Source organism: Streptomyces scabichelini (genome assembly GCF_011045015.1).
In the GTDB taxonomy this organism is placed as follows: Bacteria; Actinomycetota; Actinomycetes; order Streptomycetales; family Streptomycetaceae; genus Streptomyces; species Streptomyces scabichelini.
Map to the genome: position 1 here is coordinate 83,413 of NZ_JAAKZY010000002.1, position 22,682 is coordinate 106,094.

The 22,682-nt window shown below is 71.8% G+C and carries 20 protein-coding genes and 1 pseudogene; 14 read left to right on the forward strand and 7 right to left on the reverse strand.

Going from position 1 to position 22,682, the window contains the following annotated elements:
• Positions 1 to 17 precede the first annotated feature (17 nt).
• On the reverse strand, positions 18 to 2,300 hold the full coding sequence (locus G5C60_RS01130) for a heavy metal translocating P-type ATPase (protein ID WP_165254238.1): 2,283 nt from the start codon (positions 2,298 to 2,300) through the stop codon (positions 18 to 20).
• A 132-nt stretch (positions 2,301 to 2,432) separates the two neighbouring features.
• Entirely contained in the window at positions 2,433 to 2,726 is a 294-nt protein-coding gene (locus tag G5C60_RS01135; RefSeq protein WP_165254239.1) for a heavy-metal-associated domain-containing protein, read from the reverse strand.
• Between the two features lie 222 nt (positions 2,727 to 2,948).
• Here G5C60_RS01135 and G5C60_RS01140 point away from each other — a divergent pair, with 222 nt between their 5' ends.
• Positions 2,949 to 3,977: a DUF748 domain-containing protein gene (locus G5C60_RS01140; RefSeq protein ID WP_165254240.1), complete on the forward strand. Its 1,029-nt coding sequence runs from the start codon at positions 2,949 to 2,951 to the stop codon at positions 3,975 to 3,977.
• 38 nt (positions 3,978 to 4,015) lie between these two features.
• Here G5C60_RS01140 and G5C60_RS01145 read toward each other — a convergent pair whose 3' ends face one another.
• On the reverse strand, positions 4,016 to 4,879 hold the full coding sequence (locus G5C60_RS01145; RefSeq protein ID WP_165254241.1) for a CDP-alcohol phosphatidyltransferase family protein: 864 nt from the start codon (positions 4,877 to 4,879) through the stop codon (positions 4,016 to 4,018).
• A gap of 176 nt (positions 4,880 to 5,055) precedes the next feature.
• On the opposite strand from G5C60_RS01145, the gene G5C60_RS01150 reads away from it, so the two are divergent.
• From G5C60_RS01150 to G5C60_RS01170, 5 genes and pseudogenes are all read left to right on the forward strand, one after another.
• The gene (locus G5C60_RS01150; RefSeq protein ID WP_165254283.1) at positions 5,056 to 6,048 is read left to right on the forward strand and encodes a zinc-dependent alcohol dehydrogenase; all 993 of its coding nucleotides are present in this window, start codon (positions 5,056 to 5,058) and stop codon (positions 6,046 to 6,048) included.
• A 246-nt stretch (positions 6,049 to 6,294) separates the two neighbouring features.
• Entirely contained in the window at positions 6,295 to 6,693 is a 399-nt protein-coding gene (locus G5C60_RS01155; protein WP_165254242.1) for a 6-pyruvoyl trahydropterin synthase family protein, read from the forward strand.
• 23 nt (positions 6,694 to 6,716) lie between these two features.
• The gene (locus tag G5C60_RS01160) at positions 6,717 to 7,817 is read left to right on the forward strand and encodes a glycosyltransferase family 4 protein (protein ID WP_165254284.1); all 1,101 of its coding nucleotides are present in this window, start codon (positions 6,717 to 6,719) and stop codon (positions 7,815 to 7,817) included.
• Entirely contained in the window at positions 7,814 to 8,758 is a 945-nt protein-coding gene (locus G5C60_RS01165) for a class I SAM-dependent methyltransferase (RefSeq protein WP_241266389.1), read from the forward strand. The genes G5C60_RS01160 and G5C60_RS01165 overlap by 4 nt, the downstream gene beginning before the upstream one ends.
• A gap of 368 nt (positions 8,759 to 9,126) precedes the next feature.
• Positions 9,127 to 10,215 (forward strand): annotated as a pseudogene (locus tag G5C60_RS01170) (lysylphosphatidylglycerol synthase transmembrane domain-containing protein); the annotation flags it as partial.
• 176 nt (positions 10,216 to 10,391) lie between these two features.
• Here the strand turns inward: G5C60_RS01170 and G5C60_RS01175 are convergent.
• Entirely contained in the window at positions 10,392 to 11,204 is an 813-nt protein-coding gene (locus G5C60_RS01175; RefSeq protein ID WP_165254243.1) for a creatininase family protein, read from the reverse strand.
• Between the two features lie 77 nt (positions 11,205 to 11,281).
• Here G5C60_RS01175 and ribA point away from each other — a divergent pair, with 77 nt between their 5' ends.
• The 5 genes from ribA to G5C60_RS01200 all read left to right on the forward strand — a co-directional run bounded on the left by ribA (position 11,282) and on the right by G5C60_RS01200 (position 15,662).
• The gene (ribA, locus tag G5C60_RS01180) at positions 11,282 to 11,956 is read left to right on the forward strand and encodes a GTP cyclohydrolase II (RefSeq protein WP_165254244.1); all 675 of its coding nucleotides are present in this window, start codon (positions 11,282 to 11,284) and stop codon (positions 11,954 to 11,956) included.
• A gap of 90 nt (positions 11,957 to 12,046) precedes the next feature.
• The gene (locus G5C60_RS01185; RefSeq protein WP_165254245.1) at positions 12,047 to 13,018 is read left to right on the forward strand and encodes an ornithine cyclodeaminase family protein; all 972 of its coding nucleotides are present in this window, start codon (positions 12,047 to 12,049) and stop codon (positions 13,016 to 13,018) included.
• Positions 13,015 to 14,169, forward strand: coding sequence for an NAD(P)/FAD-dependent oxidoreductase (locus G5C60_RS01190; protein WP_338145639.1), 1,155 nt, complete (start codon positions 13,015 to 13,017; stop codon positions 14,167 to 14,169). The genes G5C60_RS01185 and G5C60_RS01190 overlap by 4 nt, the downstream gene beginning before the upstream one ends.
• Positions 14,166 to 15,227, forward strand: a complete 1,062-nt coding sequence (locus tag G5C60_RS01195; RefSeq protein ID WP_165254246.1) for a saccharopine dehydrogenase — start codon at positions 14,166 to 14,168, stop codon at positions 15,225 to 15,227. Before G5C60_RS01190 ends, G5C60_RS01195 begins: the two co-directional genes overlap by 4 nt.
• 207 nt (positions 15,228 to 15,434) lie before the next feature.
• Positions 15,435 to 15,662: a hypothetical protein gene (locus G5C60_RS01200; RefSeq protein ID WP_420907329.1), complete on the forward strand. Its 228-nt coding sequence runs from the start codon at positions 15,435 to 15,437 to the stop codon at positions 15,660 to 15,662.
• A 43-nt stretch (positions 15,663 to 15,705) separates the two neighbouring features.
• Here the strand turns inward: G5C60_RS01200 and G5C60_RS01205 are convergent, their stop codons facing one another.
• Positions 15,706 to 16,989, reverse strand: coding sequence for a serine hydrolase domain-containing protein (locus tag G5C60_RS01205; RefSeq protein WP_165254247.1), 1,284 nt, complete (start codon positions 16,987 to 16,989; stop codon positions 15,706 to 15,708).
• A 467-nt stretch (positions 16,990 to 17,456) separates the two neighbouring features.
• Between G5C60_RS01205 and tgmA the strand changes: the two genes are divergently transcribed.
• Both tgmA and tgmB read left to right on the forward strand, forming a co-directional pair.
• Positions 17,457 to 17,648: a putative ATP-grasp-modified RiPP gene (gene tgmA / locus G5C60_RS01210; RefSeq protein WP_165254248.1), complete on the forward strand. Its 192-nt coding sequence runs from the start codon at positions 17,457 to 17,459 to the stop codon at positions 17,646 to 17,648.
• 15 nt (positions 17,649 to 17,663) lie between these two features.
• On the forward strand, positions 17,664 to 18,683 hold the full coding sequence (gene tgmB, locus G5C60_RS01215) for an ATP-grasp ribosomal peptide maturase (RefSeq protein ID WP_165254249.1): 1,020 nt from the start codon (positions 17,664 to 17,666) through the stop codon (positions 18,681 to 18,683).
• On the opposite strand, the gene G5C60_RS01220 is transcribed toward tgmB, so the two are convergent.
• On the reverse strand, positions 18,643 to 20,583 hold the full coding sequence (locus tag G5C60_RS01220) for a phosphatase PAP2 family protein (RefSeq protein ID WP_165254250.1): 1,941 nt from the start codon (positions 20,581 to 20,583) through the stop codon (positions 18,643 to 18,645). The genes tgmB and G5C60_RS01220 overlap by 41 nt on opposite strands.
• 64 nt (positions 20,584 to 20,647) lie before the next feature.
• Positions 20,648 to 21,208 carry a hypothetical protein gene (locus G5C60_RS01225; protein ID WP_165254251.1) on the reverse strand — a complete coding sequence of 187 codons (561 nt, stop codon included), beginning with the start codon at positions 21,206 to 21,208 and terminating at the stop codon, positions 20,648 to 20,650.
• A 300-nt stretch (positions 21,209 to 21,508) separates the two neighbouring features.
• On the opposite strand from G5C60_RS01225, the gene G5C60_RS01230 reads away from it, so the two are divergent.
• Positions 21,509 to 22,630: an ROK family protein gene (locus tag G5C60_RS01230; RefSeq protein WP_165254252.1), complete on the forward strand. Its 1,122-nt coding sequence runs from the start codon at positions 21,509 to 21,511 to the stop codon at positions 22,628 to 22,630.
• Positions 22,631 to 22,682: the final 52 nt, after the last annotated feature.

Below are 22,682 nucleotides of genomic sequence, written 5' to 3' on the forward strand. Positions count from 1 at the left end.
GGCGCCGAGCCTCCGATTCAGTTGCCCATCGCCTGGAACCCCCGCAGCCGGAGGCTGTTACCGACCACGAAGACCGAGGAGAAGGCCATCGCCGCTCCCGCGATCATCGGGTTGAGCAGGCCGGCGGCCGCGAGGGGGAGGGCGGCGACGTTGTAGGCGAAGGCCCAGAAGAGGTTGGTCTTGATGGTGCCGAGGGTCTTGCGCGAGAGCCGGATCGCGTCGGCCGCGGCCCGCAGGTCGCCCCGTACGAGAGTGAGGTCACCGGCCTCGATCGCCGCGTCCGTGCCCGTGCCCATGGCCAGGCCCAGGTCGGCCTGGGCCAGCGCGGCCGCGTCGTTGACGCCGTCGCCGACCATCGCCACCGAACGGCCCTCCGCCTGGAGGCGCTTGATCACGTCCACCTTGTCCTGGGGGAGGACCTCGGCGATGACCTCGTCGATACCGACCTCGGCCGCGACCGACTCCGCGACCGCCTTGTTGTCGCCGGTCAGCAGGATCGGTGTCAGGCCGAGGGCCCGCAGCCGCGTGATCGCCTCGGCGCTGGTCTCCTTGACGGCGTCGGCCACTTCGAGGACCGCACGGGCCTCGCCGTCCCAGGCGACCGCGATCGCCGTACGTCCCGCTGCCTCGGCCTCGGCCTTTGCCCGCTCCAGTTCCACGGGCAGGTAGATCTCCCACTCGGCGAGCAGCTTCTCGCGGCCGACCAGGACCGCGTGGCCCTCGACGATGCCCTGGACGCCGAGACCCGCGACGTTCGCGAAGTCCTCCGGGGTGGGCAGCTCGCCGACCTTCTGCGCGGCGCCTGTGGCCACCGCCTTCGCGATCGGGTGCTCCGATGAGTGCTCCAGCGCACCGGCCAGACGCAGTACTTCGTCCTCGCCGGTGCTGTCGGCGGTGTGCACGGCCAGCAGCGTCATCCGTCCCGTGGTCACCGTCCCGGTCTTGTCGAGGACGATGGTGTCGACCTTGCGCGTGTTCTCCAGGACCTCGGGGCCCTTGATCAGGATGCCGAGCTGGGCGCCGCGCCCGGTGCCGACCATCAGCGCGGTCGGCGTCGCGAGCCCCAGGGCGCACGGGCAGGCGATGATCAGGACGGCGACCGCGGCGGTGAAGGCGGCGGTCAGTCCGGAGCCGTTGCCGAGCCAGAAGCCGAGGGTGGCCAGGGCGAGGCCGATGACGACCGGTACGAAGACCGCGGAGATCCTGTCGGCGAGGCGCTGGGCGGCGGCCTTGCCGTTCTGCGCGTCCTCCACCAGCTTGGCCATACGCGCGAGCTGGGTGTCGGCGCCGACCCGGGTGGCCTCGACGACGAGACGTCCGCCGACGTTGAGCGTGGCACCGGTGATGCCGTCGCCGACCGCGACCTCGACCGGTACCGACTCGCCGGTCAGCATGGACGCGTCCACGGCGGACGCACCCTCGACGACGACACCGTCGGTGGCGATCTTCTCGCCCGGGCGCACCAGGAAGCGGTCGCCCACCTTCAACTCGGCGGTGGGGATGGTCTGTTCGCGACCGTCGGCACGCAGGACCGTGACGTCCTTCGCACCGAGCTCCAGCAGCGCCTTGAGGGCCGCGCCCGCCTTCCGCTTGGACCGGGCCTCGAAGTAGCGGCCCGCGAGGATGAAGGCCGTGACGCCCGCCGCGGCTTCCAGATAGATGTTCCCCGCGCCGTCACCGCGGGCGATGGTCAGCTCGAAGGGGTGCGTCATGCCGGGCGTGCCGGCCGTGCCGAAGAAGAGGGCCCACAGGGACCACAGGAACGCGGCCGACGTACCGACCGAGATCAGCGTGTCCATGGTGGCCGCGCCGTGCCGGGCGTTGGTCCAGGCGGCGCGGTGGAAGGGCCAGGCGGCGTACGTGACGACGGGCGCGGCCAGCGTCAGGGACAGCCACTGCCAGTACTCGAACTGGAGGGCCGGGATCATCGCCATCGCCACGACCGGCACGGCGAGGACGACCGCGGTGATCAGGCGCTCGCGCAACGGCCGAAGCTCGTCGTCCGCTCCTGCGCCGCCCCTGCCGCCGTCCCCGTCGCCGTGCCCGGGTGCGGACTCGGGACGTACGGGAGCGGGCTCCTGCGCGGTGTAGCCGGTGGCCTCGACCGTGCTGATCAGGTCCTGGACGGAGACCTCTTCGCCGCGGTAGGTGACCTTGGCCTTCTCGGTGGCGTAGTTGACGGTCGCCTCGACGCCGTCCATGCGGTTGAGCTTCTTCTCGATCCGGGCCGCGCACGAGGCGCAGGTCATGCCGCCGATGGCGAGTTCGACCTCGGCGGCGCCTGGTGTGGTGGTGGTCATGTCTGCTCCTCGCAGCTTTGCGGATGACTGGGAAGGCGGGGGCGGGGCCGCGGAGGGGGAGGCCCCGCCCGGCTCGCGGTGGGTGAGGCCCCGCCCGGCTCGCGGTGGGTGAGGCCCCGCCCGGCTTCTAGGTCAGGCGCGGCCGGCGAACTCGTAGCCGGCCTCGTCGACCGTCTCGGCGATCAGGCCGTCGTCGGGCGCGCCGCCGGTGGTGACCGTGACGAGGCCGGTACCGATCTCGACCTCGACGCCGATGACGTCGTCGAGTCCGCCGACGGCCTTGGCGACGACTCCCTGGCAGTGGGCGCTGCCCACACCGTTGACCTTGTAGACGGTGGTGTGACCGTCCGAGACCGCCGTAGACGTGGTGTTCTCCGGGGCCTGGCCGGTGTGGCAGCTGCCGTCAGGGGTGCAGCAGGACGACATGGGTTTCCTCCTGTGGAGATGAATGCTCGAACTCGGCTGTTCTCTTGACGCCTTGATACCCCTAGGGGGTATGGCGCCGTGCGACTCCATGTATACCCCCCGCCCGTATTCAATGCAAGAGCCGATTCGACTTGACTAGATACCCCATGGGGGTATGTTGGGGATGTCAGTCGCCCACTGAGCGGCGGCCCTCAAGACTTGAGACTGAGAAGGGACCACGTCATGCACACCGGACTGAAGATCACCGCCTTCGCCGCCGCACTCGCCGCGAGCTTCGGCACCGCCTACGGGGTGGGCAACGCCGTCGACCCCGTGGTGTCAGAAGACGCCGGGACCTCAGAGCACGGCGGCCACGCGGCAAGCACGAACAGCGACGGAGGCGGGGGGCGGAGCGGAGGCACGGAGGCGGGCGGTGAGCGCGAAGCGCAGCTGCCCGGCGGGCTCCAGACGTCCGAGGACGGCTACACCCTCGACCTGAAGACCTCGCGCATCGAGGCCGGGACACCCGGCAAGCTGAGCTTCGCCATCGTCCAGGAGAGCACCGGACGGAACGTGACCGCGTATCAGCGGGAACACGAGAAGGAACTGCACCTCATCGTCGCCTCACGCGACCTCACGGTCTACCGCCACCTCCACCCGACCCGCGCCGCCGACGGCACGTGGTCGACACCCGTCGAGCTGCCGGCGGCGGGCGGTTACCGCGTCTTCGCCGACTTCACGCCCAAGGGCGTCTCGGAGGGACTGACCCTGGGCTCCGACCTCGCGGTGTCCGGGCCGTACAAGCCCGCCGAACTGCCGAAGCCCAGCACCGTCGCGAAGGTCGACGGCTACGAGGTGACTCTCAACGGCGAGCTGCGCCCCGGCGGAGGCAGTGAGCTGAAGCTGAACGTCGCCAAGGACGGCAAGCCGGTGAAGAACCTCCAGCCCTACCTCGGCGCGTACGGCCATCTCGTCGCCCTGCGCTCGGGCGACCTGGCCTATCTCCACGTCCACCCCAATGGCGAGCCGGGCGACGGAAAGACGGATCCCGGTCCGGAGGTGTCGTTCACGGCAACGGCACCCAGCAAGGGGGCGTACCGCCTGTTCCTCGACTTCAAGCACGAGGGGAAGGTCCGTACGGCGGCCTTCACGGTCCACGCGGCAGGCGGGCCGGCGGCGGCACCGACCACGGAAGAGCCGACTACGGACGAGCCCACTACGGGCGAGCCGCCCGCGGACGAGCACGCTTCGGACGGCGGCCACGGGCACTGAAGCAGGGGCGCCCGCCGGTCACCGGCGGGCGCTGCCGGTCAACCGGCCGTCTTGCCCGATGCGGTGAGTGCGGGGAGCCGGGAGGATCGGGAGGATGCGGAGCCGGGCTGAGGAGCCGCGGGCTCGGTGGTGGCCTCGCGGGGCGTGCTGTGGTGGTCCCTGTTCCGCTGGTTCGTCTTCCGCTGGTCCCTGTTCCGCCACAGCCACCCGATGTCCCGTCCGAACGACCAGACCAGCGAGGCCAGGGCCAGGACGACCGTTGCGAAGGTCAGGACGTACGGCAGAACCCCTGCCCCCGCCACCAGCAGCGCGACCCCCTGCAGCGCCGCCACCGTCTTGCGGCCCGTGCTCGGGGGCAGGGCGGCGTTCAGCCACGGGAACACTCGGGCCGCGGCCACGAACGCGTAGCGCATGATGCCGATCAGCAGGACCCACGGGCCGAGCGACGTGGCGACGTACACGCTCAGGACCAGGATCAGGAACGCGTCGACCTCCATGTCGAAGCGGGCGCCCAAGGCCGTCGAGGAGCCGGTGCGGCGGGCGACCTTGCCGTCGACCGCGTCGAGGATCAGGGCCACCGCGGTGAGGGCGACCAGGAGCGTGACCGGCGGCGGGCTCTGGAAGGAGTCCGCCACCAGGGCCGTCACGCCGCCGACGAGGATGGCCCGGCCCAGGGTGACGCGGTTCGCGGGGCCGAACGAGCGGGGCCGCGTGCGGTGCAGGGCGCGGGCGAGCACGGCCCAGGTGGCGAACGCGAACACCAGGCCCGTCAGCCAGCCCACAGGCCCCATGCCGATGGCCGTGCCGATCACGGCCAGCAGGAGGAGCTGCACGCCCGCTCCCACCGCCGTCTCCTGCTGCACCTGCAAGAGCCTCGTGTCGTATGTGTTGTTCAGGGCCACCGCACATCCTCCGGCCAGATGACAAAGTCGATCATTGCCGCTTACGTTGTCCGCGGCTTCGCAACGGTCGGTACGTGAACCGTCGCCGGATCGTTCAGCCGGACTCAGCAGGTTCACAGCCTGGGCACGACTCTGCGGGGCTTTGCAGCACGACTTTTCAGGAGGATGAGATGCCGATGGACCGCGCAGCGCGCGCCTTCTGGGTGAGGTCACCCGGTCACGGCGAGGTCCGGGACGTCGGTCTGCCGAGCCCCGCCGAGGGCGAGGTTCTGGTGCGCACACTCTTCTCCGGAGTGAGCCGGGGGACGGAAACCCTCGTCTTCCGCGGTGGTGTGCCCGAGAGCCAGCGCACCGCGATGCGGGCGCCGTTCCAGGAGGGCGATTTCCCGGGACCGGTCAAGTACGGGTATCTCAACGTCGGCCTGGTGGAGGAGGGACCCGCGTCGCTCGTGGGGCGTACGGTCTTCTGTCTCTATCCGCACCAGACCCGGTACGTCGTTCCGGCGAGCGCCGTGACGCCCGTGCCCGAGTCGGTGCCCGCCTCGCGTGCCGTCCTCGCCGGCACCGTGGAGACCGCGGTCAACGCCCTGTGGGACGCCGCACCGCTGATCGGCGACCGGATCGCGGTGGTCGGCGCCGGGATGGTCGGCGCCAGTGTCGCCGCGCTGCTCGCCCGGTACCCCGCCGTCCGCGTCCAGCTGGTCGACGCCAACCCGGCGCGGGCGGAACTCGCCCGAGCGCTCGGCGTCGACTTCGCGCTCCCCGCGGACGCCGTCGGCGACTGCGACCTCGTCGTGCACGCCAGCGCCACCGAGGCAGGTCTCACCCGCTCCCTGGAACTCCTCGCCCCGGAGGGGACCGTCCTCGAACTGAGCTGGTACGGCGACCGCCGGGTCAGCCTGCCGCTGGGGGAGGCCTTCCACTCCCGCCGCCTGGTCGTCCGCAGCAGCCAGGTGGGGACCGTGTCCCCGGCCAGGAGCTCCCGCCGTACGTACGCCGACCGGCTCGCCCTCGCGCTCGAACTGCTCGCCGACCCCGCCCTGGACGCGCTGATCACCGGCGCGTGCGCCTTCGAGGAACTGCCGGAGGCGATGGCCGGGCTCGCCTCGGGGGAAACACAGGCGCTGTGCCATCTCGTGCGGTACGACACCGGCGGGGCCTCGCACTGACAATGGATACGGGCCCCGCTGAAAATCGATACGGGTCCCACTGAAAACACCGCTGGACCGGCACGGATCCGGTTCGGGACTACGCCGGGTGACCGGTCCACCGAACGACACGTCCTGGCGATGTGTCCGAATCAACAACGCGCAGAAACTTCCTCCCGTACGCCCTGAACACGGAGAACGGACCTGCCGTACTACACGGCACGCCCGGCAGAGGGATCAGACGCGCCGCACCTGGAGGGTCGTCCGTTGTTCAGCATCACCGTCCGCGATCACCTCATGATCGCCCACAGCTTCCGCGGGGAGGTCTTCGGACCCGCGCAGCGCCTGCACGGGGCGACGTTCCTCGTGGACGCGACCTTCCGCCGCGCCGAGCTGGACGACGACAACATCGTCGTCGACATCGGACTGGCCACTCAGGAGCTGGGCGGGGTGGTGAGCGAGTTGAACTACCGCAACCTCGACAACGAACCCGACTTCGCCGACACCAACACCTCCACGGAGTTCCTGGCCAAGGTCATCGCCGACCGCCTCGCGGAGCGGGTGCACAAGGGAGCGCTGGGCGAGGGCGCCCGCGGCCTGGCCGGCATCACGGTCACGCTGCACGAGTCGCACATCGCCTGGGCGAGTTATGAGCGTGCCCTGTGAACAAGCACGCCGACATCATCCCGATGTCCCTTCGCGCCATGCACTTCGTGATGCCCGGCGGGGTGGACGACCCGACCACGCCCAGCGGCGGCAACATCTACGACGCCCGGGTCTGCCTGGACCTTCCCGCCTTCGGCTGGCAGGTCCACAAGCACGCCGTCGAGGGCAACTGGCCCCGGCCCGGAGCGGCCGCCCGCGCGGAACTGGCCCGCACCCTCGGTGAACTGGCGGACGGCAGCGTCGTACTCCTCGACGGACTCGTCGCCTGCGCCGCCCCCGACATCGTCATCCAGGAGACCGAACGGCTGCGCCTGGTGGTCCTCGTCCACCTGCCGCTCGGCGACGAGACGGGACTCGCCCCGGCCCTGGCGGCGGAGCTGGACGCCCGGGAGCGCCGCACACTGCGTGCCGTGCCCGCGATCGTGGCCACCAGCGAATGGGCCGCCCGCAGGCTGGTCGCCCACCACGGGCTGGCCCCCGACCGGGTCCACGTCGCCGCGCCCGGCGCCGACATCGCGCCCCTCGCGCCCGGCACCGACGGCGTCTCGCGGCTGCTGTGCGTCGCCTCGGTCACCCCGCGCAAGGCGCAGCACCGCCTCGTCGAGGCCCTCGCCACTCTCACCGACCTGTCCTGGAGCTGCGTCTGCGTCGGCGGTCTCGGCCAGGACCCCGGTTACGTCGCGGAACTCCGGGACCTCATCGACCGGCACGGCCTCGGCGACCGGATGCACCTCGCCGGCCCCCGGTCCGGAGCCGAACTCGACGCGAGCTATGCGTCCGCCGACCTCATGGTCCTCACCTCGTACGCCGAGACGTACGGCATGGCCGTCACCGAGGCCCTGGCCCGCGGCATCCCCGTCCTGGCGACGGACGTCGGCGGGCTCCCCGAAGCGGTCGGGCGCGCGCCCGACGGCGGGGTGCCCGGCATCCTCGTACCGCCGGAGAACCCGGCCGCGCTCGCGGCCGAGCTGCGCGGCTGGTTTGTCGACGCCGATGTGCGCCGCCGGCTGAGGGCCGCCGCGCGCGGGCGACGGGCCGCGCTGGACGGCTGGGCCGCGACGGCCCGGAGCCTGGCCGGTGTGCTGGGGCGACAAGCACGCGACGCCAGGAAGGGGGCGGCATGAGCACGAGCATGACGCCGCCCGGGCGCGCGACGACCGCGGCTCCGGGCCACGAGGCGGGAACGATTCGGCTGGGTGACCGCAGGCGCGGCGCCGAGACGGAGGCCGACGACGTGACGAAGTACGCCCCCGAGTGGCTGGAGCTGCGCGAGGGCGCCGACTCCGTGGCGCGGGCGGCCGAGCTCCTCGATCCGCTGCGGATCCGGCTCGCGAACCTGCCGCAGGGGTCCACCGGGTTCGTGATCCACGACCTCGGCTGCGGCACCGGCTCCATGGGCCGCTGGCTCGCGCCCCGCCTCGACGGCCCCCAGCACTGGGTCCTGCACGACCGCGACCCCTATCTGCTCCACTTTGCCGCCGTCGGCTCGCCCCGTTCGGCCGCCGACGGCAGCCGCGTCACCGTCGAGACGCAGCGTGGTGACGTGTCCCGGCTGACCTCGGACGCCCTGGCCGGTGCCTCGCTGGTGACGGCCTCCGCCCTGCTGGACGTGCTCACCGCCGACGAGATCGAGGCGCTCGCCGCGGCCTGCGCCGGAGCCGGCTGCCCGGCCCTGCTGACGCTCTCGGTGGTGGGGCGCGTCGAGCTGACCCCCGCCGATCCGCTGGACGCCGAGATCGGCGACGCGTTCAACGCCCATCAGCGCCGCGGCGACCTGCTCGGACCCGACGCGGTGACGACGGCCTGCGACGCCTTCGCCCGGCACGGCGCGACGGTACGGGTGCATCCCAGCGCCTGGCGGCTCGGCCCCGACGACTCCGCGCTGACGGCGGAGTGGCTGCGGGGCTGGGTCGGCGCGGCCGTCGAGGAACGCCCCGAACTCGCCGAGCGCGCGGGCGCGTACCTGCGCGCGCGTCTCGCGGCGTGCGCCGCGGGGGAGCTGAGCGTGGTGGTCCATCACAGCGATCTGCTGGCACTCGCCCGGCCGACGGGGGGAGCGGCATGAGCGCCCAGGCGGTGACAGCCGACGCGCAGCCACGCGCCGTCCTGGCCGACGTGACGACAGCGCGGACGGCCCGGGACGGCGGCGACGAGCAAGCGGTACGGGTGGCGGAGGCGCCGGTCACGGCGGGGCCGAGCGTGCCGGTCATGGCTGGGCCGACCGTGCCGGTCGCAGCGGGGCCGAGCGTGCCGGTCTTGGCTGGGGCGAGCGTGCCGGTCTTGGCTGGGCCGACCGTGCCGGTCATGGCAGGGGCGACTGCGCTGGCCAAGGCAGGTACGGCCGCGAGCCCTCGCACGGGCGCGAGCCCGGGTACGAGCTCCCGCACGGGCGCGAGCCCCGGTACGAGTCTTCGCTCGGGCGCGAGCCCCGGTATGAGCTCCCGCACGGGTCCAAACCCCGGTACGAGCCTTCGCACGGGCGCAAACCCCGGTACGAGCCTTCGCACGGGCGCAAACCCCGATACGAGCCTTCACTCGGGCGCGAGCCCCAGTGCGAGCCCTCGCACCGACGCGAGCCCCGGTACGAGCTCCCGCACGGGCGCAAACCCCAGTACGAGCCCTCGCTCGGGCGCGAGCCCCAGTAAGGGACCGGCGCGCCGCGCCCTCCGTGCCGTCCGAGCCCGTATCGACTCCCGAGCGCTCCGCACCCACCTCGGCACGATCGCGGGCGTCGCCATCCTCGGCGTACTCCTCTGGCGGCTCGGCACCGGTGTCTTCCTGGACGGGCTGCGCCGGATCGACGGCACCACACTGCTGGCGGCCCTCGGTATCGGCGTGGTCACCACCGTGTTCAGCGCTTGGCGCTGGTGCCTGGTGGCCAAGGGGCTGAAGATCCGGCTGCCGCTGGGGCCGGCCGTCGCGGACTACTACCGCTCCCTGTTTCTGAACGCGGCGCTGCCCGGCGGCGTACTCGGCGATGTGCACCGCGCCGTACGGCACGGGCAGAGCGCCGGTGACCTCGGCAGGGGCGTCCGCGCGGTGGTCCTCGAACGGGTGGCGGGCCAGGTGGCGCTCATGGCCGTCGGCGGGGTCCTGCTCGCGACGCTGCCCTCACCGGTGCAGCCGCAGACCCGGCACCTCGTCGAGGCGTCCGCCATCGCGCTGGCGCTCGCCGGGATTGTCGCCGCCGTCGTCGCGATCCGGCTGCGGGGCTCGTCCGGCGGTTCGTCGCGTCGCATGCCCCGCCCCCTGCGCACCGCGCTCACCGAGGCGCGCCAAGGACTGGTGGCCCGCCACACCTGGCCAGGTGTCGTCGTCTCGTCGGCCGTGGTGCTGGCGGGTCACCTCGTGATGTTCGTGCTCGCGGCCCGCGTCGGAGGATCCGACGCCTCGCCCGTCGTGCTGCTGCCCCTGGCGGTACTGGCCCTGCTCGCCATGGGACTGCCGCTGAACGTGGGCGGCTGGGGCCCGCGAGAGGGCGTCACCGCCTGGGCCTTCGGCGCCGCGGGGCTCGGCGCGAGCACGGGGCTGAGCGTCGCCGTCGTCTACGGAGTGCTCAGCTTCGTGGCGAGCCTGCCCGGCGTCGCCGTACTCGTCGCCCGGTGGGCCGCGGGCCTGCGGCACCCGCGACCCGAGTACGAGAAGGGCGTGCCGCAACGCGACAACGGCCACGTCCCGCGCTCACCACCGGCGGACGGTCAGGGCCGGCTCCCCGCGTCGTCCTGCTCAACTCCCTTTTGCGTGGCATCCACAGCGCCCGGAGCATCCGTTGTCTCCGGCGTGAGGATCGAGAAATACGAACCGAAGCAGTCCACCAGGCCCGCCAGCAGCTCCTTGCCTTTTTCGGCGGTAGCCAGCGAAGGACGGCCGATGACACCGGACTCCGTGTAAGCGGACATATCGAGGGTGAGAAGATGCCGTCGGTCGTCGGCGAGGAAGTCGGAGGTCTCATAACCGGGACGCACCATTTCCGGATGAGCATGCAGCAGGATGGACGTCTCCAATTCCCCCGCATGCATATCGCTGAGCAGCGAGGTCCGCACATCGGCCCGGACCCGCGCCTCCTCCCAGTCCTCCGCAGCCGGGAACAGCGCCATGCGCGTCCCGCTCCCTGCGGATTCCTGCACCACATTGCCCAGTACGTAGTTCCCGCCATGTCCGTTGACCAGCACCAGGGCGTCGATGCCCGAGCGACGAAGCGAGTCGGCTATGTCCCGTACCACCGCGTGGAGTGTCACCGCGGAAATACTGACCGTCCCAGGCCAGGCGGCATGTTCGTGCGAGCAGGCGATGGTCAGCGGAGGGAGGAGATGCACCGGATACGCGGCGGCGACCTCACGGGCGATGGTGCAGGCGATGACGGTGTCAGTGGTCAGCGGTAGAAAGGGCCCGTGTTGTTCGAAGCTGCCGATGGGAAGGACGGCGACGCCGGGCCGGCGCGCCCTCACGTCCTCCGTGGTGTCCAGAGGCAACAGGCCGGAGGTGGTCAGCTGTGTTCCCGAACCGCTCATGTTGTTAAGGCCTTTCGTTCCGTAGGCACCGACGAGAGCAGGCTAACGCGGCAACGGCAGATTGGATGCAGAAAGAAATGAAGGAAAGCAAAGGCGTGCTCGGTCGAAGTGCCCGCCCCAAGACAGATGTACAGTCGGGTGTCCAGCGTGTGGTGGATCTCCAACTGCACACCGTGTACGGAGATTTCTTCGCCGTCGGCTATTTGGACCTCGAACGCGGGGATGAACAAGTGGCCCTCATATACGGCGATATCGAGGGAACGGAGGACACGCTCACCCGACTGCATTCGGAGTGCCTCACCGGAGACGCCTTCGGGTCCACGCACTGCGAGTGCGGTGACCAGTTGTCGACCGCCCTGCGCACCATCGTGGCGGAAGGCCGCGGCATTCTCCTCTACCTCCGCGGCCACGAGGGCAGAGGAATCGGCCTGCTCGCGAAACTGCAGGCCATGAAGCTTCAGTCGGAGGGCCTGGACACGGTCGAGGCGAACCTCGCCCTCGGTCTCCCCGTGGACGCCCGCGACTACGGCGTCGCCGCGGACATGCTGCACGACCTCGGCGTGCCCTCCGTACGTCTGCTCTCCAACAACCCGCGCAAGAGCGAGGCCCTGCGGCACCACGGCATCGAAGTCGCCGAGCACGTCCCGCTGTTGATACCGCCGCGCGAGCAGAACATCAGCTATCTGCGGACGAAGCGGGAGCGCATGGACCACCACCTGCCGCATCTGGATGCGGTGATCCACTGGTCCTGAACGCCGCTCGCCGGTCTTGAGCGAGGTCCGCGTCACCCGGACGTGCGGCCTGGGGGGTGCGGCGGCCCGGATCCTGGAAAGGAACAAGGGATGACAGACGACGTCCTTTACCTCTCCGGACACCAGGTGACGGAGCTGCTGGACACCGACGCGGCCATCGCGTCCCAGCGCGCGGCCTTCACCGCGCTCGGCGACGGCACCGCCGACCTGCCCGGGAAGATCATGCATCCGAGCGGGTTCGACGACAGTGTCATGTTCGCGTATGTCGCGCGGCTGTCCGCGGACACCGGGGCCGTCGCCAAGATCGGCAGCGTGAATCCGGGCAACGCGACGGCCGGGCTGCCGACCGTGCACGCGGTGATCAACGCGCTCGATCCGGTCACCGGGCGGCTCGTCGCCGTGATGGACGGCACGGCGGTGACGACGCTGCGTACGGCCGCGGGCAGCGCTGTGGCCTTCGACGCGCTGGCGGGCGCCGACAGCACGGAGCTGGGCCTCCTCGGCTCCGGCACACAGGCGCTCGCCCATGCGCGGGCGGTGGCCCGGGTGCGGCACCTGGAGGCCGTACGCGTGTGGAGTCCGACCCCCGGCAGGCGGGCGCGGGCGGCACAGCGTCTTGCGGCCGAACTCGGCGTCGCCGCGAAAGCCGTCGACTCGGCCGAGGAGGCGGTGGCCGGGCTGCCCATGGTCGCGGCCTGCACGCTCAGCAGCACGCCTGTGGTCCGTGGCGAGTGGCTCGCTCCGGGGTGCACGGTGGTGAGCGTGGGGTCCTTCGAGCCGACACGCAGTGAGGTCGACGCCGATGTCGTACGGCGGGCCGCGGCGGTGGTCGTCGACGATCCGGACACCGCGGCGGGCCACGCGGGACCCGTGGTGGACGCGTTGCGCCACGGGCTGCTCACCACGGAGGACCTGATTCCGCTCGGCGGTGTGCTCACGGGCCGGTACCGCGGACGTACGAGCCCCGACGACATCGTCTACTACAACAGCGTCGGGCTCGGCATCCAGGACGCCGCCGCGGCCTGGGCCGTGATCGACGCCGCCAGGGGGGCAGGCCTGTGAGCGGTGTACCGGCGCGGGCGGGCGTCGTCGTCATCGGCGGCGGGGTGATGGGCACGAGCATCGCGTACCAGCTGGCGCGGGCCGGAGTGCGCGACGTGGTGCTGGTCGAGCGGGACGAACTCGCCTCCGGGTCCACCTCGCGGGCCGCGGGCGGGGTCCGGGCACAGTTCTCCGACGAGCTCAACATCCAGCTGGGCGCGCGAAGCCTGGAGGCGTTCGCCCGCTTCGGCGACGAGACGGGCCACGACATCGGGCTGCACCAGGTGGGCTATCTCTTCCTCCTGTCGACGCCGGAGGAAGTCGCGGCGTTCGAGGCAGGCGTCCGGCTGCAGAACGAACTGGGCGTGCCCAGCCGCATGATCGACCCGGCCGAGGCGCGACGCCTCTCGCCGCTGATCACCACCGACGGACTGCTGGCCGCCGCGTTCTCCCCGGACGACGGGCACTGCACACCCGAGGCCGTGGTGCACGGGTACGCGGCCGCCGCCCGCCGCCACGGCGCGACGGTGGTGCGGCACTGCGAGGTCACCGGCATCGAGACGCAGGGTGACGAGATCACGGCGGTGGCCACCGACCGCGGCCGTATCGCCACCCCGGCCGTGGTGTGCGCGGCGGGCGCCTGGTCACGGGCCGTCGGCGCGATGGCCGGCGTCGACCTCCCGGTCGAGCCGCTGCGCCGCCAGATCGCCATCACCGAACCGGTCCCGGACCTGCCGCCGGACCTGCCCATGACGATCGACTTCACCAGCAGCCTGTACTTCCACACCGAGGGCCCCGGCCTCCTCGTCGGCATGTCCGACCCCGACGAGACACCCGGCTTCGCGACCGGGACGCACGACCGCTGGATCCCCCGCCTGGCCGAGGCGATGGAGCGGCGCGCCCCCGCCCTGCTCGACCTGCGCAGAACGGGCGGCTGGGCGGGCCTGTACGAGATCACTCCGGACCACAACGCGCTGATCGGCGAGGCGAGTTCACCGTCCCGCTTCCTGTACGCGACCGGGTTCTCCGGGCACGGGTTCCTCCAGGGACCCGCCGTGGGGGAGGTCGTCCGCGATCTCTTCCTGGGGCATGATCCCTTCGTCGACATCACCCCGCTGCGGGCCGAACGGTTCGCCGCCGACGCCCTGCGACCGGAGGTCAACTGCGTATGACCGAGCTCCACTTGTGGCTGCGCCATGAGGCCCGTACGACCGAGCGGCGCACCCCGGTCGTGCCGTCCGACGCCCGGCGGCTCGTCGAGAACGGCGTGACGGTGACGGTCGAGAGGTCCCCACAGCGGATCTTCCCGGTCGAGGCGTACGAGGCGGCCGGGTGCCGTGTCGTCGAGCCCCACTCCTGGTCCGTCGCACCGTTGGACGCGGTCGTCGTCGGCCTCAAGGAACTCCCCGACGAGCCGGGCGAGTTGAGGCACCGCCATGTCTTCTTCGGGCACGCGTACAAGGGGCAGCCCGGGGCCGAGGCGCTGCTGCGGCGGTTCGTCGCCGGGGGCGGGGCCCTGTTCGATCTCGAGTATCTGGTGGACGACCACGGGCGGCGGCTCGCCGCCTTCGGCTACTGGGCCGGGTACGTGGGCGCCGCCCTCGCCGTACTCCACCACCGGGGCAGGCTGACCGCGCCACTGCGCCCCACGTCGAAGGACGAACTGGACGCCGTACTCCGACCCGGCCCCGCCGACGGGCAGTTCAGCGCGCTCGTCATCGGTGCGCTGGGCCGTTCCGGACGCGGTGCGCGGGTCGCGCTCATGGAGGCCGGACTCGACCCCACGTGCTGGGACCTCGCCGAAACCCGCGACCTGGACCGACAGGCTCTGCTGGACCACGAGTTGATGGTCAACTGCGTGCTCAGCACCGGGCCCGTGACACCCTTCCTGACGGACAAGGACCTGGACGAGCCGCGCCGCGGACTGCGCACGGTGTGCGACGTCACCTGCGACGTCGGCTCCCCCTACAACGTCCTTCCCGTCTACGACACGGTCACGGACTGGACGGATCCCGTACGACGCCTCCATGAAGGGCCCGCCCTCGACCTCATCGCCATCGACAACCTGCCGTCCCTGCTGCCGGAGGAGGCGAGCACGGACTTCTCGGCGGCGCTGACACCGCAGCTCCTGGAGTTCGGGGTGGGCGGCCCGTGGGGGCGCTGTCTGGACCGCTTCCACGAGGCGTGCCGTGAACTCGGCCTGGCAGCGGGGGAGTCCGGCCATACCTGAGACGATCACCACGCCTGGAAAGGCCGCCGCCCGGCGTCCGGCACCGTCCACTGGATCGGCGCGGGCCTGTCCACGGGCAGCGGCCTCGCCTGTCTCTGCGACACCGCGGACCGCGTACTCCTGTGGCACCGCACCGAGGAACGGGCGGCGCGGAGCCTGGCGTCCCTGGGCCTCACGGCCGGGACCACGCGGTCGCGGTCGGCCTCCGTGGTCGGATACCGCGGGCGCTATCTGCTGGACGTGCGGGGAGACACCGAGGAGAGCGCGAGGGCGCGCTGTGTGTCGCGCACCCTGGCACTGGGTGTCCGCCGGATTCTGGACGGATCGCTGCCGGCCGGGCTGAGCCGGGCCGCGGAGACGGCGGATCGCTCCGAGGAGTGGCTCGCCGGACTGGGGCGGGAGGGGATCGACTTCACGCTGCGGACCGATGACTGATAGTGCGTCGAAGGGCCCGCGGTCCCTGAACCCATGGTGCGTCTCAGTCGGCGACGACCTCGTGCACCAGCCTCTTCAGATCCGCGAACCACGTCGGTCCCGCGGCCGGCCGCACCTGGGTCAGGAACTGCACGGTCAGGTCGTGGTGCGGGTCGACCCAGAACGTCGTACCGGCCGCCCCGGCCCAGCCGTACAGCCCCGGGCTTGACGGCGACTCCGTACGGTCCGGATCGATCACGACCGAGAGGCCGAAGCCGAAGCCGACGCCCGCGTTGCCGGGCAGGTCGTGGACCGGGCTGCCGAAGCCGCGCAGGTCGCCGGGGAGGTGGTTGGAGACCATCGTGTCCACGGTCCGCGGCGCGAGGAGGCGGGTGCCGTCGAGTTCGCCGCGGCGGCGGAGGAACTCCATGAAGCGGTGGTAGTCGTGAGCGCTCGCCACCAGCCCGCCGTTGCCGGACAGCAGACGCGGGCGGCTGCGCCCCGGCTGCTCGGGGCTCCGGGTGATCTCGCCTTTACCGCTTTTACCGGCCTTATCGCCCTTGTCCCCCTCGCCGTCCTCGACGTCCCCGCCTCCCTCGTCACTCTCGACGTAGAGAACCGCCAGCCGCTCGGCCCGGTCCTCGGGAACCCAGAACCCGGCATCCGCCATCCCCAGCGGCCGGAAGATCCGCTCCGCGAGGAACGCGTCCAGTGGCCGGCCCGACACCACCTCCACCACGCGCCCGAGGACGGTCGTGGCGACCGAGTAGTTCCACTCCGTCCCCGGCTCGAACTGGAGCGGCAGGCGCGCGAACAGATCGCAGGCTTCGGCCAGGTCCGCGTCCTTGGGTTCCGCCCTCTCCACTCCGGCGCCACGGTACGCGGCGTCGACGGGATGGACGTGGTAGAAGCCGAAGGTCAGGCCCGCGGTGTGGGTCAGCAGATGCCGGATCCGGATGGGTTCCTCGGCGGGGCGGGTCCTGAGGCCGGGGCCGCTTCCGTCGACGTACACCCGGGGCTCGGCGAAGGCCGGCAGATGGCGGGCCACCGGGTCGTCGAGGCCGAGCAGGCCCTCCTCCTGGAGCATCAGCGCCGCGACGGACATGACCGGTTTGGTCATCGAGTAGATCCGCCAGATCGTGTCCGTCGCGACCGGCAGACCGGCCTCCCGGTCGCGGAGGCCGTACGCAGTGAGATGCGCGACACGCCCGTGACGGGCCACCGATACGAGGTACCCGGGCAACCGGCCGTCGTCGACGAGGCGGGCGAAGTAGCGGTCCAGCCGGTGCAGTGCCGCCGGATCGAGGCCGACCTCGGTCGGCTCCACCTCTTGTCGCAGCTCGCTCATCGTCTGCTCCCGTCGAGGAAGGTCAAGGAGGGTCGAGAAGGGTCGAGAAACGTCGAGAAAGGTCGAGGAAGGAGATGTCGTCCAAGTGAAATTTATCGCCGAGCGCCGGGCGGGCGACGCCCCCGCGCTCCAGCATGCGACGTCCGCCCTCACCCGAGGTGCCAGTGGGGCACGTGTGGCGTTCGACGATCCACGGCGTGTTCCAGTGCGCTGAACTGCGACTGAGGACCGGATCCGCCACGTCGGGGTATACGTCCTAGAGGGCGGATGGGTGCCCTATGCATGTAGGGAGCGGTCGAGCCGGAGGGAGGCTGAGGGCTGGACGGTTCGCGTGACTACACAGCGTGAAGCAACCATTCGACTGTTCGATTCGTATATCTCCGTGGAAGCCCAGCAGACCTGCCAGGTGCCGCGACGCCGGAGCGTCACGATCCGCTTGGCCGGGAAGCACCGAGCAAGGAGAACCAATGCGACCGTTCGCGCTCAACTACGCACGTCCGGCCCAGCAGTTGGAGGTGAGCGTTCCGTATGCCTATGACTCCAGACTGCAGTTGAACGTCCTCCCTGATGGGCGGATCGCGGCTCATGACTACACCGTGTTGCGGGAACTGGGGGCCACGACGTCCACGGCGGGCTCGAAGACTCACTTCGACGACTGAAGACGGACCGCGACGATGACGGTTCTGATCCTGACGTGCGAACAGGACGTGACCGCGGACATGGTGGTGGCGCGACTGGACGGGACGGGGGTCCCGGTCGTCCGCCTCGACCCCGCGGACCTGCCCGGAGATGTCGCCCTGACGGGCGAGTACGCGCGCGGCGGCTTCCGCGGCCAGCTGTCCGCCGGCGGCCGGCTGGTGAGCATGAGCGGTCTGCGGTCCGTGTGGGTCCGCAGGCCCGGCGTGCCCGCGACACGGGTCGCGGAACCGTCGGACTGGCTCACCGAGGAGTCCGCGCAGGCGCTCTACGGCATGCTGCGTTCCACCGGCGCACGCTGGATGAACCACCCCGACGCGGCCCGCCGGGCCCGCCACAAGCCCTGGCAGCTCCATCTCGCCCAGCGCAGCGGGTTTCCCGTACCCGCCACCCTGATCACCACGTTCCCGCAGGCCGCCCGCGACTTCGCGGAACGCTTCCCGGACCTGGTGGTCAAGCCCGTCTCGGGCGCACACCCGCAGGAGCCGCCCAGGGCGGTCCCCACCAGCAGGGTCGCACCCGAGACGGACTTCACGGCCGTCGCCTTCGGCCCCACCCTGCTTCAACGGCGCGTGGCCAAACGCGCCGACATCCGGCTGACCTGCGTCGGCGACCGCCTTTTCGCCGCCCGCAAGGCGGTCGGCGAGGACGCCGACCCCCACGAGGTGGACGTCCGTTTCGCCGCCTCCACCGAACCATGGCACCCGGTCGAGACCCCGCCGCGTGTCGCAGCGAGCGTGCACAGCTATCTCCGGGAGGCCCAACTCGCGTACGGAGCCTTCGACTTCGCCGAGGACGCCGACGGGATCTGGTGGTTCCTGGAGTGCAACCAGTCGGGCCAGTTCGGCTTCGTGGAAATAGAGACGGACCAGCCGATCGCGGGCGCGGTCGCCGACTGGCTCGCCGCGCCCGTCCCCGAGCCGATGCTGCCGAACGGCCAGGTATCGGTCGAACCGGTCACCTTCGATGGAGTCGTACGGACAGACCGCGAGCCGTGAACACCGGCTCGGCGTCGTAGCCGTCGACCGTGATACGGCCGAACCCGCCTTGCAGCACACGGGCGTTGATGACCGGGACCGTGGCGCCCGGCGCCGGTGGCCGCTCGTCGTCGAGCCGGATGACGAGGGTGCTGCCCGGGCCGAGGACAACGCGCCGGGCCACCGCCAGAGCCGGTTCGCCGTCGTCGGTGAGCGTCACGTCGAGGGTCGCACCGGACGCCTGGGTGTACGTGCCGCGCACCCGGAGCGTCGAGGCCGACCGCAGCGTGCCGCCCAGCACCCGTACGTCACCGCACCCGAGCGCGTCCCGTGAACCGGCCGTGAGGACGCCCTCCTCCAGCGTGGTGCCTCCGGCGTAGCGGTTGGCTCCCGCGAGGGTCAGCGTGCCGGTGCCCCGCTTGACCAGCGCGCCCCGCCCGCCGATGTCGTTGCGCCAGGTGTCGGCCGCGGCGAAGCCCCTGTCGGCGGCGTCCATCGTGACGCACACGTCCGAGTCGAACGCCCCGTAACCGTCGGCGGCGGCGAAGAGGTTCAGCCGGCCCCACCGCTCGAAGCCGTCCAGCAGGACGTATCCGGCGGGCAGCGCGGTCGTCCGCAGCACCTCGCGCCGCTGGGCGGCGGAGAGGTACGGCAGCCGCGTCTCCAGAAGGACCTCGGCACCCTTCGGGACGGTCATGCGGTCGCGCGCGGGCCGCTTGGGCAGGACGTACGTCAACTGGGGCGTGACCGCTGCGGAGTTGAGCGCGGGGTCCGCGTACGGGTCCGTGTCCAGGCCCGCCGAGTGCGCGTACCCGTACAGCGTGTCGGCGGTCGTGCCGGTCTCCTTCTGGAAGTACGCGGAGGCCTGGGCGCGGGCCGCCTCCTTGAGGCCGGCGTTCTTCGGGTCGGCGAGCGCGGCGGCGGCGAGCGCCGTGGCGAGAACCCGTCCGCCGATCACGTCGACGGTGGAGTGCATGCCCGCCACGATGCGGGTGTGGGCGAGTTCGGAGGCACGGGCCACCAGCTCCTGGAACCGCTCCGGAACCGCGTACGCCATCGCCAGCGCCGCCAGGTAGAAGGCGTTGCTGTGCCCGCTGGGGAAGCCCCCGTCCTCGGCCGGGTCCTCGGAACGCTGCCGCAGCAACTGCGGGGCGACCACCACGTCCGACGCGTAGACCGGGTAGCCGAGCGCGTCCTTCTCGCCGGTGTCGACGACCTCGCTGGCCTCCGTCATACGCCAGGGACGCGGGTACTGGTACGCGAACTTGCTGGGATTGCCCGAGGCGAACGGGCCGCGCACGGTGTCGACCAGCTCCGCCACCTTGCCGAGGTCCGAGTCGTGGGAGCCCGCGCCCAGCGCGGAACCCGCCGGAGCGTCGGCCGGCAGCGTGTCGCTGATCTTGCCCGCCGGTGTGCCGTCCGGCGCGGACGTGATGCCGGTGACCGCCTTCGCGCCCGCCTTGTAGAGGCCGGCGAGAGGGCCGAGGCCGGCGATCACCGCGTAACTCTGATGCTGGCGGTCGTGGATGAAGGCCAGCCGCGCCTCGGCGTCGGTGCGGCGGGTGGTGACGCGCACGCTGTAACGCATGTTGGCGCGCAGGACCTCGGGCATGAGCGGGGTGCCGGTGTCCCAGTCGGAGCCCGTCTTCCAGACCTCGGCGAAACCGTCCAGGATGCGGATCGCCGCGTTGGTCTCGGCGGTCTGGTTGGCGAGGACGTTGGTGGTGTAGGAGTCGACGAAGGCGGCGGGGGAGTTGGCGGGGGAGCCCGCCGCGGCCGCCGCGGCGGGCCACGCGGTGAACGCCGGAGCGGCGATCAGCCCCGCCGACACGCCCACGGAGTTCCGCAGGAACACGCGCCGGTCGATGCCCTGCCGGTGGTGCGGGGAAAGGTGTGGGGGACGGGTGTGCTGCCCGGGCATGAGGTGCCTCTCTGCGTGGGACATGGGACGTGGGAAGGCTCAAGGACTTCGGACGAGGAGCCCTTCAGAAGACCGCTTCAGAGGAGCGACCGCGCCGGCGCAACGGCTCCGGACGTGCGAGCGGCGAACCGTCCTCGGCTACGGCGAACATCGCGGGCGCGTGCCGCCGCCATTCGGCCGGGACGTCCGTCACCGCGGGCGCGTGCCGCCCCCACTCGGCCCGGACATCCGTCGCGCTCTCCAACGCCGCGCCCGGCGACGGCACTTCGGGTACGGCGTAGGCGGCGGTCGGACGGCCGGCGAGCACGTCCGGCGGATCGCCGCGGTCGCGTGCCGCCCACCGGGCCAGGGGGCCTCGGACGGATCTCCGCGGCGTCGCGCACCAGTCCCGCCGAACCTTCCTCGCCGCCGGGCACCGCACCCCAGCCGCCGACCTGGACCGTGCGGCCGTCGAGGGGAGTCGCGTCTCGCGAGCGTGCCCGCCGACGGCCACCGTGTCGGGGTGCGTGCCCCAGGGCAACGCCTCACCGGTCAGCGCGGCTGACCAAGCGGCGGCGGCAGCGGAAAGACGCGTCCTGGTGCCGCCCACGTCGATGCCGACGGCACTGGCCGTGGAGTCCTGCACGGAACCTCTTTCGTCGTCGCGCGATGCTGCGATGCGTAGCGACGGCGGGCGAACCGTGCCTGGACAGGCGGGAGTTGACACCTCGCGACAGTCCCCGCGGAGCGGCGGCGTGGACGTCACGAAGCAGTCGGGAAACGGGTCGGGAAGCCCCGGGACGGGCTTCTGGTGAGGGCGGCAGGCGAGTACCGCCTTGAGTTCGTTAGGAAGTTAACTAACGAAGTAGGGTGCGCGTCAAGAGGCAGGGAATCCCATTGCCGACACCCTTGCGGCCGACCCGCCGCAGCACGACCTGGGGAGAGCATGCAGCTGAGCGAGAGCGCCCGCGCGGTGTTCGCCGTACTGGCCGCGGCGGGTACCGCCACCCGCCCCCAACTGGCAGCCGGTGCGGGCCTTTCCAAGCCGACCGTCTCCTCCGCCGTGGCCGAGCTCGAGTCCGCCGAGCTCGCCGCCCACTCCGGGACCGCCTTCGGCGCCACCGGCCGTTCCGCCGCCGTCTACCGTCTCGGGCCGGCCGCCGGCACCGTACTCGCCGTCGATCTCGGTCCCGCCCAGACCCGGGTGCGCGGCTGCGCCCTGGACGGCAGCCTGCTCGCCGAGCGCACCGGGTCCCGCCCGGAAGCCGCCGACGTCGTACGCGAGGTCCTCAAGGAGCTGCCCGCCGGCGCCCCGCTGCGCACCGTCGTCGTCGCCGTCGGCGACGTCATCACGCAGGGCCCGGAAGGCGCCGGTATGCGTCCCGCGACCGCCAAGGCCGGCCCCGTCTTCGACGCCATGGCCGTCGCGCTGCCGCCGGGTGTTCCCGTCCACCTCGAGAACAACGTCAACTGCGCCGCGCTCGCCGAGCTGCACGAGGGCGCCGCGCGTGGCCGCCACAGCTTCGGCTATCTGCGGATCGGCGTGGGTATAGGCCTCGGCATCGTCATCGGCGGTCATGTGCTGCGCGGCGCGAACGGCGCCGCCGGAGAGGTGGCCCGGCTGCCCTACCCCTGGGACGAGGACCGCGGACCGCGCCAGGAGGCCCTCGAGGAGCACATCGGCGTACGTTCCCTGCTGCGCCGGACCGAACAGGCCTGGCAGGACGCCGACGGCCCGTGCCCCCGTACCGCCGACCGGCTTTTCGCACTCTCCGCGGAAGGCCATGCCACGGCCCGCGCCATGGTCGCCCGCCATGCCGCCGACGTGGGCCGGCTCGCCGCCGCCGTGACCGCCGTGCTGGACCCGGGACTGATCGTGCTGGGCGGCGCCACCGGCACGGACCCGCAGCTCCTGCCCGGTGTACGGGCCGAACTCGCGCGGCTGAGCTGGCCCACCGAGGTGGTCAGCAGCACGGTCGGCGAGAGCGGCACGGTGACGGGCGCGAGCCGCCTCGCGGTGGCTCGCGGAATCCAAACCGTGACCGGAGGGACGCCAGTGAAGCATTGACGGAGACTCGATGGTCTGCCAATGTCCGGACAAGCGCTTTCCATGGCCGGCG

Excerpts from the sequence above, each read along its gene's own strand:
- G5C60_RS01130 (WP_165254238.1), bottom strand. The coding sequence starts at position 2,300 with ATGACCACCACCACACCAGGCGCCGCCGAGGTCGAACTCGCCATCGGC.
- G5C60_RS01135 (WP_165254239.1), bottom strand. The coding sequence starts at position 2,726 with ATGTCGTCCTGCTGCACCCCTGACGGCAGCTGCCACACCGGCCAGGCC.
- G5C60_RS01140 (WP_165254240.1), top strand. The coding sequence starts at position 2,949 with ATGCACACCGGACTGAAGATCACCGCCTTCGCCGCCGCACTCGCCGCG.
- G5C60_RS01150 (WP_165254283.1), top strand. The coding sequence starts at position 5,056 with ATGGACCGCGCAGCGCGCGCCTTCTGGGTGAGGTCACCCGGTCACGGC.
- G5C60_RS01160 (WP_165254284.1), top strand. The coding sequence starts at position 6,717 with ATGTCCCTTCGCGCCATGCACTTCGTGATGCCCGGCGGGGTGGACGAC.
- G5C60_RS01165 (WP_241266389.1), top strand. The coding sequence starts at position 7,814 with ATGAGCACGAGCATGACGCCGCCCGGGCGCGCGACGACCGCGGCTCCG.
- G5C60_RS01175 (WP_165254243.1), bottom strand. The coding sequence starts at position 11,204 with ATGAGCGGTTCGGGAACACAGCTGACCACCTCCGGCCTGTTGCCTCTG.
- ribA (WP_165254244.1), top strand. The coding sequence starts at position 11,282 with ATGAAGGAAAGCAAAGGCGTGCTCGGTCGAAGTGCCCGCCCCAAGACA.
- G5C60_RS01185 (WP_165254245.1), top strand. The coding sequence starts at position 12,047 with ATGACAGACGACGTCCTTTACCTCTCCGGACACCAGGTGACGGAGCTG.
- G5C60_RS01195 (WP_165254246.1), top strand. The coding sequence starts at position 14,166 with ATGACCGAGCTCCACTTGTGGCTGCGCCATGAGGCCCGTACGACCGAG.
- G5C60_RS01205 (WP_165254247.1), bottom strand. The coding sequence starts at position 16,989 with ATGAGCGAGCTGCGACAAGAGGTGGAGCCGACCGAGGTCGGCCTCGAT.
- tgmA (WP_165254248.1), top strand. The coding sequence starts at position 17,457 with ATGCGACCGTTCGCGCTCAACTACGCACGTCCGGCCCAGCAGTTGGAG.
- tgmB (WP_165254249.1), top strand. The coding sequence starts at position 17,664 with ATGACGGTTCTGATCCTGACGTGCGAACAGGACGTGACCGCGGACATG.
- G5C60_RS01220 (WP_165254250.1), bottom strand. The coding sequence starts at position 20,583 with ATGCCCGGGCAGCACACCCGTCCCCCACACCTTTCCCCGCACCACCGG.
- G5C60_RS01230 (WP_165254252.1), top strand. The coding sequence starts at position 21,509 with ATGCAGCTGAGCGAGAGCGCCCGCGCGGTGTTCGCCGTACTGGCCGCG.